At 44.0% G+C, this 11,311-nt stretch carries 11 protein-coding genes; 9 read left to right on the forward strand and 2 right to left on the reverse strand.

What is annotated here, in order from left to right; genetic code table 11:
• From AC2VE5_RS21505 to AC2VE5_RS21520, 4 genes are all read left to right on the forward strand, one after another.
• A partial coding sequence (locus AC2VE5_RS21505) for an IS1 family transposase (RefSeq protein WP_486889214.1) occupies positions 1 to 120 on the forward strand: 120 nt, incomplete at its 5' end.
• Positions 121 to 143: 23 nt separating this feature from the next.
• Positions 144 to 389, forward strand: a complete 246-nt coding sequence (locus AC2VE5_RS21510; RefSeq protein WP_486889728.1) for a DUF924 family protein — start codon at positions 144 to 146, stop codon at positions 387 to 389.
• A gap of 99 nt (positions 390 to 488) precedes the next feature.
• Complete coding sequence (locus tag AC2VE5_RS21515; RefSeq protein ID WP_486889730.1) at positions 489 to 962, forward strand: choice-of-anchor K domain-containing protein; 474 nt, start codon at positions 489 to 491, stop codon at positions 960 to 962.
• A complete protein-coding gene (locus AC2VE5_RS21520) occupies positions 916 to 1,176 on the forward strand; it encodes a hypothetical protein (protein ID WP_486889731.1) in 261 nt (86 codons plus the stop codon). The genes AC2VE5_RS21515 and AC2VE5_RS21520 overlap by 47 nt, the downstream gene beginning before the upstream one ends.
• Before the next feature lie 109 nt (positions 1,177 to 1,285).
• Here the strand turns inward: AC2VE5_RS21520 and AC2VE5_RS21525 are convergent, their stop codons facing one another.
• Positions 1,286 to 2,236: a LysR family transcriptional regulator gene (locus AC2VE5_RS21525; protein WP_486889736.1), complete on the reverse strand. Its 951-nt coding sequence runs from the start codon at positions 2,234 to 2,236 to the stop codon at positions 1,286 to 1,288.
• A gap of 513 nt (positions 2,237 to 2,749) precedes the next feature.
• Between AC2VE5_RS21525 and AC2VE5_RS21530 the strand changes: the two genes are divergently transcribed.
• The 4 genes from AC2VE5_RS21530 (at position 2,750) to AC2VE5_RS21545 (ending at position 8,172) form a co-directional block, all read left to right on the forward strand.
• Positions 2,750 to 4,111, forward strand: coding sequence for a CmpA/NrtA family ABC transporter substrate-binding protein (locus tag AC2VE5_RS21530; RefSeq protein WP_486889732.1), 1,362 nt, complete (start codon positions 2,750 to 2,752; stop codon positions 4,109 to 4,111).
• A 140-nt stretch (positions 4,112 to 4,251) separates the two neighbouring features.
• Positions 4,252 to 5,088: a nitrate ABC transporter permease gene (gene ntrB / locus AC2VE5_RS21535; protein ID WP_486889733.1), complete on the forward strand. Its 837-nt coding sequence runs from the start codon at positions 4,252 to 4,254 to the stop codon at positions 5,086 to 5,088.
• Positions 5,089 to 5,139: 51 nt separating this feature from the next.
• The gene (locus AC2VE5_RS21540) at positions 5,140 to 7,146 is read left to right on the forward strand and encodes a nitrate ABC transporter ATP-binding protein (RefSeq protein WP_486889734.1); all 2,007 of its coding nucleotides are present in this window, start codon (positions 5,140 to 5,142) and stop codon (positions 7,144 to 7,146) included.
• A 165-nt stretch (positions 7,147 to 7,311) separates the two neighbouring features.
• The gene (locus tag AC2VE5_RS21545; protein ID WP_486889737.1) at positions 7,312 to 8,172 is read left to right on the forward strand and encodes a nitrate ABC transporter ATP-binding protein; all 861 of its coding nucleotides are present in this window, start codon (positions 7,312 to 7,314) and stop codon (positions 8,170 to 8,172) included.
• An 87-nt stretch (positions 8,173 to 8,259) separates the two neighbouring features.
• On the opposite strand, the gene AC2VE5_RS21550 is transcribed toward AC2VE5_RS21545, so the two are convergent.
• Positions 8,260 to 11,109, reverse strand: a complete 2,850-nt coding sequence (locus tag AC2VE5_RS21550; protein ID WP_486889735.1) for a UPF0182 family protein — start codon at positions 11,107 to 11,109, stop codon at positions 8,260 to 8,262.
• A gap of 105 nt (positions 11,110 to 11,214) precedes the next feature.
• Between AC2VE5_RS21550 and AC2VE5_RS21555 the strand changes: the two genes are divergently transcribed.
• Positions 11,215 to 11,311: IS1/IS1595 family N-terminal zinc-binding domain-containing protein (locus AC2VE5_RS21555; RefSeq protein WP_486886923.1), on the forward strand; the 97-nt coding region annotated here is incomplete at its 3' end.

The following is an 11,311-nucleotide window of genomic DNA, read 5'->3' on the forward strand; positions in this document are numbered from 1 at the left end:
CTCAGACAAAGAGTGTCTCGTTTGGTACGAAAAACATTGTCTTTCTCCAAATCATTAGAGAATCACATTGGTGCGATTTGGTATTTTGTTCATTATTACAATACATCATTACTTGTTTAGCACTACCCGAGAAGTTAGATTTGGTGGTCAAGCTGGCAGAGGATCTTGTACAAGAATCGCCACCAGAGGATTGCGAACTACTAGAGTTTTCCGCCGCCCAAGCATGCAGACATCGGGCAATAATTGCTCGATTTGGTCGTCATCCGCATCGCAACCAAGTGCTAGGGCGCAAGTCAACTTTTGACGAACTTGAGTATTTAGCAAGCGGTCAGCTTGTACACGCACAGCCGATGCCGCCCCATTTGTCGCAACTTCTTGCCAATTCTTAGGTCTTACATTCACTTAAAAATAGGCTAAAGTTGCTGTTGAAAGATTGACAAGCCAGAAAGAAAGAATCCAAGAAAGGCAGCTTTAAATAAACCTAGATTATGGCAGGAATTCAGCCAATGCAACCAGCAAAACTTATTAGAGCTTGTTTTGGGGCAGGAGTAGAACTCATTGTAGCAACCCCTAGCTTTGCACAAACTTTTTCAGGAAACTCTAGCGGTACTTTTGGTACTCCTAACCCAGGCGCGAACGCCAATCCTGTATTTACAGGAGTTGGAACCAATACTTTTACCTTTGGTGAATCCTTTGAAGGTTCGTCACCAAATCAGTATAGCTTTGCTGGCACTTTCTTTTCTACGACTGTTGACTTTTCGTTCCAGATTGGAACTTTCACTTACTACAATGGATCCGTTAGTTTAGGCACAACTGTTGATACTGTGCCTCTCAACATTTTAGTAGATTTCACCGATCCTACAGATGTTAATCAAGCTTTCAACTTCAATCTTCAGAACAATAGCACGCCTAATATTGGTACTCCTGAAGAACGGGCAGACTTTCACAATTGGCACAACTAATTACACTCTTTCCTTAGATAGTTTTAGCCAAGACGGAGGTTTTACCACAGTTAATCAGTTCCGCGTCCTTGAAAACCAAAGCACTACCGCCGGGGTTTTTGGTAGAATTACCGCCGCGCCTATCCCGGAACCTACTTTGATGTTGGGAATTTTGGCTTTTGATGCTTTAGGCGGTGGTGCTTTGTTGAAGCGCAAGCACCAAAAGACGAGTTAGATAATACTTGTACCATACTGCATTGGTAATATTGCTTGGTTTGCCTTAAGTGATTTCTTTTGGTTGCGAATACAGCCAGGGCATTTCCTGGCTTTGGCTATTTCGCTAGTCAAGCTGAAAAACTTTTTTCTTCGCTTTGGGTCAACTCTAAATCTATCTGAGCCACCATCTGCTTGCCTTCATTTAAAAGATATTCTAGAAAAGTGCTGGCAACCACAGACAATTGTTTGCTGGCTGGATAGACAATATACCAGTGGCGCTGGATAGGAAATCCTTCAACATCCAAAATAGTTAGAGGACCTTTTGTGCCTTCAAGCGCCAAAACATGGCGTGATAATACCGATACACCCAAGCCACCAACGATCGCGTGTTTGATTGCTTCGTTGCTACCAATCTCCATCTCTATATTCATTTCACAGCGATTTTCTGCAAAGAAACTTTCCACCGCCATTCGCGTCCCCGATCCCGCCTCTCGGATAATAAATGGCTCCTCCGCAAAGCGCTGTAGGGTAATGTTTTTTTCTCCAGCTAGGGGATGATCTGAAGGTGCGATCGCAACTAAGGCATTTTCTAAAATCGGACGCAGATTAATATCTAGTCCCTCCGGTGGTTGTCCAAGAATATAAAGATCGTCCACATTTTCGCTCAATCGCTCCAATACTTGCTTGCGGTTTGTGACTTGCAAAAAGATTTTGATACCTGGATAACGATGACGAAATTGTCCGAGCAAACGCGGTACAAAATATTTAGCCGTTGTAATTACAGCTAGACGTAGATTTCCCTGCTTTAGCCCTCTCAAGTCTGCCAAAGTCATCTCTAGTTGTGACATTTTTTCTGAGATATCCTTGCACGCTATTAAAACTTCCTTCCCAGCATCGGTAAGGTAAATGCGCTTGCCTATTTGTTCAAATAACGGTGTTCCCACGGCTTTGGTTAGCTGCTTAATCTGCTGAGAAACCGTAGGCTGACTCAAAAACATTTCCTCTGCTGCTTTTGTAAAGCTCCCGGATCTGGCGATCGCTTCAAATACTTTTAGCTGATGCAGGGTTGCGTGTTTCAACATCCATTTGCCTACCAATATTAATCATAGGTAAACTCTATCATTAATTTTATATTTAAGGTTTCATCTATCATATTTTGAGGATTTTACTGCGATCCCCATGTCCTGCTATTTAAGCCAATGCTTGTTTTAGCTAGTATTTGCAGGAGCTACGGGCGAAATTTGCCTTGAATCAAATCTGTTATACGCATGAATAGAAAATATCTATAAAAATTATAAAAATAACGGCTTGCTTCTATGATTTCTCTAGGATATTCTCTATAAGAAGTCGCCAAAGCGAAAGCATAACCGTTGCCCACTGCATTAGTTATGACTTCAAGGCATAGCGAGTTTTTAAAATTCCTTATGTTTGGATTTGGAGCTATTGAGAGTTAATTCCAGGGATTACAGCCTACGCTCGCAGCAGTTTTCTGGCTCTCCTTAGCACATCGTTTTTCGCGTCTGCCGACTGCCCTTTAGGCGTTTAGCATCGGTACAAAAGACAGGAAATTGAATTTATTATCAGGAGATGTTATGAGCCAGTTTTTCAATCAAATTTCTCGCCGCAAATTTCTTTTAACTGCTGGAGCATCGGCTGTAGGCTCGGTATTGCTCAATGGCTGCTTAGGAAATCCTCCCGATTCCTCTGGCATTAGTCAAGCGCAACAAGTCTCGGCGGTTGACCTTAGCCCCGAACAAACACCGGAAACTACTAAAGTTAAGCTGGGATATATCCCGATTGTTGAAGCGGCTCCCCTAATTATTGCCAAAGAAAAAGGCTTTTTTGCTAAGTACGGCATGACTGATGTTGAACTTTCTAAACAAGCTTCTTGGGGTTCAGCGCGGGACAACGTAGAAATTGGCTCTGAGGGTGGAGGTATTGAAGGTGGTCAATGGCAGATGCCAATGCCTCACTTGATAACTGAAGGTGTTATTACTAAGGGCAATGTAAAAATTCCCATGTATGTATTGGCACAGCTAGTTACCCATGGGAATGGAATTGCGATTGCTAATAAGTGGAAAGGTCAGGGTGTTGACCTCAAGCTGGCACAAGGGCAAGCAATTGTTAGTCAACTCAAATCAAAAGGTAATATCTTTAAAGCCGCACATACTTTTCCCCACGTTAATCAGGATTTTTGGATTCGCTACTGGTTAGCTGCTGGCGGTATAGATCCAGATCGAGATATTAATTTAATGCCAGTACCATCAGCTCAAACTGTCGCCAATATGAAAACAGAGACGATGGATGCTTTTAGTACAGGAGATCCTTGGCCCTACCGCATTGTCAAAGACAAGATAGGCTACATGGCAGCATTGACGGCAGAGATTTGGAAGAATCATCCCGAAGAATACTTTGCTATGAAAGCTGACTGGGTTGATAAAAATCCCAAGGCGACCAAAGCACTTTTGAAAGGCATCATGGAAGCGCAGCAGTGGCTGGATAACTTTGACAACCGCGAAGAAGCAGCTCAAATCCTCAGTGGACGCAATTACTTCAATCTTCCAGTCGCAATTCTTACAGATCCATTTCAGGGCAAATACGACATGGGCGATGGTCGGGTAATTGATGATAAATCGATGGCTGCCCATTACTGGAAAGATGAAAAAGGTAGCGTTTCTTATCCCTACAAGAGTCACGATCTTTGGTTTTTAACTGAGAGTGTACGCTGGGGCTTTTTGCCTCCAGATACTTTGACAAATGCTAAAGCGCTAATTGATAAAGTCAACCGCGAAGATATTTGGAAACAAGCGGCGACAGAATTAGGCATTGCGGCGGCGGATATTCCCACAAGCACATCGCGTGGTGTTGAAACGTTTTTTGATGGGGTCAAATTCGATCCAGAAAATCCAAAGGCATATTTGCAGAGTTTGAAGATTAAGAAAGTAAACATTTAAAAACCTAGTCTGCTGTTGATTTCAACCAACTTACCGTTTCCCCAACCTTAAAAATGTACAGGCGTACTTCTAGCTAATAGTACATTTTTGTTCCCAGGCGATCGCCTGTTAACTCATACAACTAAAGGAAAATACAGCCAATGACCACACTTCAAAGCCGACGACCTGCCAGAAATACCAAAGGTTGGGGTTCCCGCCTGAGCAAGCAATTTCCCGATTTTATCCCGCCAATAATTGCGATCGCAATTTTTCTAGCGGTATGGCAATTATTTTCTTGGACTCCAGGGGCAACTTTACCCGGTCCAATCCAGGTTGTTCAAGATACCTGGATCTTGATTTTCTGGCCCTTTTACGATCGCGGTGGTACAGATAAGGGTTTATTTTGGCAAATTTTCGCCAGTCTGCAAAGAGTAGCAATCAGTTATACCCTAGCGGCAATTGTGGGGATTGGCTTGGGGATATTGATTGGGACAAATAAAATGATGTCCAAAGCTTTAGATCCGATTTTCCAACTATTGCGGACTGTACCGCCTTTAGCGTGGGTTCCCATTGCTTTAGCTGCCTTGCGCCAAAACGAACCCGCCGCTTTGTTTGTAATTTTTATTACGGCAATTTGGCCCATCTTAATTAATACAGCCGTTGGAGTCAAACAAATTCCCCAAGACTACAACAACGTTGCCAAAGTATTACAACTAACTCGCAAAGAGTATTTCTTTAATATCCTAATTCCGGCGGCGCTACCCTACATATTTACAGGTTTGAGAATTGCCATTGGCTTAGCTTGGCTAGCAATTATCGCCGCCGAGATTGTGATGTCGGGGATTGTTGGCATTGGTTTTTTTATCTGGGAAGCCTACCAAAATAACAACGTTAGCGAAGTAATACTAGCTCTAATTTACATCGGCGTTGTTGGTCTAGTGCTAGACAAATTGATGGGTTGGGTCGAAACAAAGATTTTGCCTGCCGAACCAAAGTAAAAACGCGAAACAAAATAACTTTTTTCCAAACTCTAACTCCCAAAATTAACTATGTCTGTATTTGTTGCTGTCGATCAAATTGATAAAGTTTTTCCCTTAGCAGGTGGTGGTAGCTATATCGCTCTTAAAGGCATTGACCTCCAAATCAAAAAAGGAGAATTTGTCTCGCTCATCGGTCACTCTGGTTGTGGTAAATCAACTTTGTTGAACATGGTGGCAGGTTTAGATTTACCAAGCGAAGGAGTTGTCACTCTAGAAGGGAAAAAGATTACTCAGCCAGGTCCCGACCGGATGGTAGTATTCCAAAATTATTCTTTATTACCTTGGCGGACAGTCCGGGAAAATATCGCCCTCGCCGTGAACTCCGTGATGAGCGATCTGCCCCCAAGCGATCGCAAAAGCATTATCGAGCAACATATAGATATGGTAGGCTTGCGCCATGCCGCCGACAAGCAACCAGGGCAGTTGTCGGGAGGAATGAAACAACGAGTTGCGATCGCCCGCGCTTTGGCTATTCGTCCCAAACTCTTACTCCTGGATGAACCCTTTGGCGCGTTGGATGCCTTAACGCGGGGTAACTTGCAAGAGCAGTTGATGCAAATCTGCGAAGAAAATCAAGTTACGGCAATTATGGTGACTCACGACGTTGATGAAGCGGTGCTACTATCTGACCGCATTGTCATGCTGACCAATGGACCGGAGTCAAAAATCGGTCAGATTCTAGAGGTAGATATTCCCAGACCCCGCAAGCGGATGGAAGTAGTAGAACATCCCAGCTACTACAGCTTGCGGAGCGAGATGATTTACTTTCTCAACCAGCAAAAACGAATTAAGAAAATTCGGGCAAGAAAGACTGGAGCGATCGCTCGTCACGGACTAGAAAAAGTCAATTTAGAGGTAGGCTTTTTGCCTCTAACCGCTTGTGCGCCTCTAGCAATCGCCAAAGAAAAAGGCTTTTTTGCCAAGCATGGTTTAGATGAAGTTACCCTAGTCCGGGAATCTAATTGGCGGGGAATAACCGATGGTATTACTGGCGGTTATTTAGATGCGGCGCAAATGCCTTCCGGGATGCCTCTGTGGTTGACTCTGGGGGGTCATGAAAACAAACCCGTCCCCATTGTCACGTCCCTAACTATGACCCGTAATGGCAATGCAATCACCCTTGCAAAGCGTTTCTACGACCAGGGCGTTTACTCCTTAAGTGACTTTAAGGAAATGCTACACAAAACTCCCCAAGGTCAACATCGGATGGGGATGGTACATCCTTCTTCAATGCACAACCTCCTACTACGTTATTGGCTGGCAGCCGGAGGCATTGACCCCGATCGCGATGTCAAGCTAACGACTATTCCACCCGCTCAGATGGTTGCCGACTTACAAGCTGGTAGTATTGACGGTTACTGTGTCGGAGAACCTTGGAACCTCCGGGCTGCCGATGAAGGCATTGGCTTTACTATTGCGACAGACTTAGACATCTGGCTGGGACACCCAGGCAAAGTTCTCGGCGTTCGCGAAGATTGGGCGGCGGCATATCCTAATACTCACATTGCCCTAGTCAAAGCTCTTCTAGAGGCTTGCCGTTACTGTTCCGAGGCGGAGAACGGTCAAGAAATTCGCGAGATTTTAGCAGGGCGAGAGTATGTAAGTACGGATATAGATTATATCCAGATGGGAGATCCAGGTAGTTCAACGTGCAGCTTAGAGCATCCAATGCGCGAGTATGCCCACCATCAGTTTTATGGAGCTTCCGGTGTCAATCGCCCCAGCCGCACCGAGCAACTTTGGATTATGACTCAACTAGCTCGTTGGGGTGATACTCCTTTCCCTAGAAACTGGGTAGAAATTCTCGAACGCATTTGCAAAGTGGGGGTATTTAGTACCGCCGCACGAGAACTAGGTCTTGGTGATATTAGTTACACTCGCAGCGCCATTCAACTATTTGATGGCACGCCTTTCAATGCCGACGATCCGATTTCTTATCTCAACAGTCTGCCAATCAAACAAGATTTCTCAATTGCCGAAGTTGTACTCGATTCGCGCCCAACGATCGCCGCTTAATCGAAATTTACGCCTAACAAATCCCCCAATCTCTTAAAAACGGCGCTTTATTTTCCCCCCTTTTTAAGGGGAGGCAAAAAGCGGATGAGCTTCCGCTTCCCACTTTATTGCCGTGAGTTAGGGGGGATCGCTACTCCAAACCTCTTTACTACTTCAACTAAACCAATGCACAACCGTACTCTTGCTTATATCGATCCCAACGCCAAGACCTCAGCAACAAAAGCCACTCAAACCAGTCCATTCTTGGTAATAGAGGATGTTTCTAAGGTCTATCCCACAGCCAACAAAGGTACATACACCGTACTTGAAGGAGTCAACCTCACTGTAGCGGAGGGTGAATTTATCTGCGTCATCGGTCACTCTGGTTGTGGCAAATCAACGCTGCTCAATATGGTGTCGGGTTTTACTACCCCTAGTAGCGGTAGGGTAGAACTTAGCTCTGTGCCGATTACAAAACCTGGACCCGATCGCATGGTAGTGTTTCAAAATTATGCTTTGCTACCTTGGAAGACTGCTTTTGAAAATGTCTACATCGCTGTTAACGCCGTGCATCCCAACAAGCCAGAGGCAGAAAAACGCGCGATCGTGCGCGAGCATTTGGCAATGGTGGGACTGACGGAAGCCGCCGATAAAAAGCCCCCACAACTCTCTGGTGGCATGAAACAGCGCGTTTCTATTGCCCGCGCTTTGGCGATTCGTCCTAAAGTTTTGATTCTAGATGAGCCGTTTGGGGCATTAGATGCGATTACAAAAGAGGAATTGCAAGAAGAATTGCTAAAAATCTGGAACGATCATCGCTGTACGGTGCTAATGATTACTCACGATATTGACGAAGCTTTGTTTCTGTCCGATCGCTTAGTAATGATGACTAATGGACCTGCTGCTAGTATTGGGGAAATAATGGAAATTCCTTTTCCTCGCCCGCGCGATCGCACTCGCATTATGGAAGATCCGCAATACTATAAACTGCGAAACTACGCCCTAGACTTCCTCTACCATCGGTTCGCCCATGACGATACCGAATAAAAACTTGCTACTTGAAGTTGGTAACGTGAGGAGTTTTATTAATAGAACTCCTCACTTACAGTAAAAATTTCTCCAGTTTTTCCAATTCTACGGCTCCCCTACAGAACGAATAATGGCTGGAGTCGTAGTTTCTGGGGCTTGAAAAATTGCCCTCAAAGCTTGGTCCAAAGTTTCTGCCATCACAATCCGGTTTTCGTAAGCCACAACTACTCTAACTAAAGTCGGCAAACTATTTTGCTCGGCTTCTAAATAAATTGGCTCTACATAAAGCAAAGATTGTTCTATCGGTACAATCAACAAATTGCCTTGAATAGCTCGTGAACCTTGGCGATTCCATAGAGAAATTTGCTGTGAAATTACTGGATCTTGATTGATGCGAGCTTCAATTTGTTCTGTTCCATAAACTAATTGCTGTTTGGGAAACTCATAAAGTAGTAACTTACCGTAGTTTTCGCCGTCAGAACGCGCCGCTAACCAAGCAATTAAGTTAGTGCGTTCTTTGGGAGTGTAGGGCAGCAGTAAGATAAATTCTTCAAAAGGAACCGCAGGCAAGCTAGTAATTAAGTAATAAGGTTCTACTAATTTGGGTTTATTGCCGTAAACTTCATTTGGTATTTGCCACTGATCTTCCCGGTTGTAAAAAACCTGCGCGTCGGTCATGTGATAGGTCATCAACCGCTCAGATTGAATATTAAAGAAGTCTACGGGATAGCGCAGATGGGCGCGGATACTAGCAGGCATAGCGCTAAGAGGCTTAAATAATTGAGGAAAAAGCTGTTGCCAAGTATTGATAATTGGATCTCTAGGATCGGCAATATAGAAGTCAACAGAGCCGTGATAGGCATCAATGACGACTTTCACCGAGTTGCGGATGTAGTTAATGCCTTGAGCGCCGCGATCGGAATAAGGATAGCGATCGCTTGTTGTATAAGCGTCAACTATCCAGTACAAATAATTGCCTTCTTGTCCGGGAATTTTGGTATCGGCTACTACTAGATAAGGATCGCTATCGTATTGTAAAAAAGGAGCAATCGCCCGAATACGTTGATTAATATTGCGCCTAAACAATACTTTGGTATCGGGCAAAAAGTTTCGCGTCAGCAGCATTTGCCAATCGTTTAGGTATTTAGCAAATAAAGTTTTGCGCCAAAAAGAACCAATTTTTATTCCACCCCTACCACTGTAAATGTTGTAAACATTATCGTTGCCACTGGGGTAGTCGAATTCTTTAACTGTAGTCCCAGTCATCACGTAAGTATTAGTTATCTCGCCATAATAAATTCGGGGTTGTCCGATGGGGATACTAGCGCTGACAGCAGCGCTCGAAGCGTTCAAAGCTGTGGTAGTGCCAATATCTTTAATAAAGTATTCTGGCAAGCCACTAGGAGCTACAGTATTTACTGGGCTGAGGGTAAAGCCATAGCCATGAGTATAAATTAGCCGCTTGTTGACCCAAGTTTGAGCTTCCTCCGGTACGGCGCTATAATCTAATTCTCTGGCGGCAATTAGAGTTTGTCGTTTTTCAGAAGCGGTAGAATCGGCTTGCAAAGTGTAGCGATCGATGTCTGCATCAAGAAACCGATAGTAAAGGCGAATTTGTTGTAGCTGACGATTACTATCTAGTAAGGGCTTGCGATCCCAAAGGCGAATGTTGTTAACCGTGAAGGCGTTGGCTTGAATATCAGCGTAGGTTAAATTATTTTGAGGATTAAAGGTTTCAGTTTCAATATTTTCTAGGTCAAAAGCCTGCCTAGTTAAAGCAATACTCCGCTCGATGTAGGGGCGCTCTCTAGCTAATTCGTTGGGTTGAACGATTAATCGCTGCACTACAATCGGTAAAACAAAGCTTGCACCGATCGCAATTGTTGTATACAGTCCCAGTACATAACCTACAAAACTCAGTTTCTTTCTAGCGGTAACCTGGGTGGCACTGGTCAATAATAATATGGCGATCGCAATTCCCAGAATACTTAGCAGCGTATAACTTGGAATTTGAATTGCAATATCTGTATAACTTGCGCCATAGGCAACTCCGCGCGTTGAATACAATAGTTCATAGCGACTTAGCCAATAGGTAAACGCTACTACTAGCATTAAGGCGCTACCCAAGGCGAGTAAATGCTGTTGCTGAGAACTAGAAAATCCCCTAAATCTGCCTTGACTCAAACTATCTCCCGATCGTAGATAGGTTAAAGCCACAGCAATTAAACCGTATAAACATAATCCCACAAGCCAAAATTCGAGTAGTCTCCAAATTGGCAAGGTAAATATATAAAAGCTAATATTACGATGAAATAATGGGTCAACACTGCTAAAAGCTGTAGGACGCAGATATTGCAAGATATTCGCCCAATGCGCTGACAGTACCAAACCCATGATTGCACTCAGCAATAGGGCGATCGCATTTAACAATAACTCTGAATATATCAATAAGGCGATCGCACTGCTCAATAGTAAACCAATGGTCAAATACCCATTAAATTCTTGGCACATTTGCCAGACCGATTCTAGAGTAAATAAAGGTGGAATTGGCGGCGAGATTTTAGGTAAACTGAAGTTAGCAGGCTGCAAGTATGTCCAAGCAACTTTGCTGTAGTGAACTACCAGTAAAGCTACAAGTCCGTTTAATCCCAGTATGCCTGGTAACAACCAGTTTAATTTGATACTTGGCGATCGCGTTATTCCGACCAAACCCTTTGACGGTTTAGCGTACTTCAATCGGCGGGCTACAGCTAAGTTTCCTAGCAAGTAAAACGCCGTAATGCTACTTGCCGTTGCCCATACTAAAACTTGGGTGGTCAGCCGCAACTGCAATACTTGTAAATATCCAACTTCTTGAAACCAAAAAACCTCTGCCCCTAATTGGACAAACAAATTCAGCCCTAACCACAACCCTATCAATAGGCTGATTAATTGCAAGCAGCGTTTCCAAAACACAAATTTTTTCTGTTAGCTTATGCCTGAGTTACACTTTATATGGTAGTGCGTCAAATAAACGTGGGATTGGTAGAGTAGAGGGGATCTCTCATCTGCAACTCGTCCATGCAATGCCCTTTGTGTGATCATTCTAAAGCCCATAAACACGGCAAGATGCCCAACGGACATCAACGCTATCTCTGTCCTGTTTGCCAACAGACGT

The organism is Aliterella sp. E5.1 (assembly GCF_057473825.1).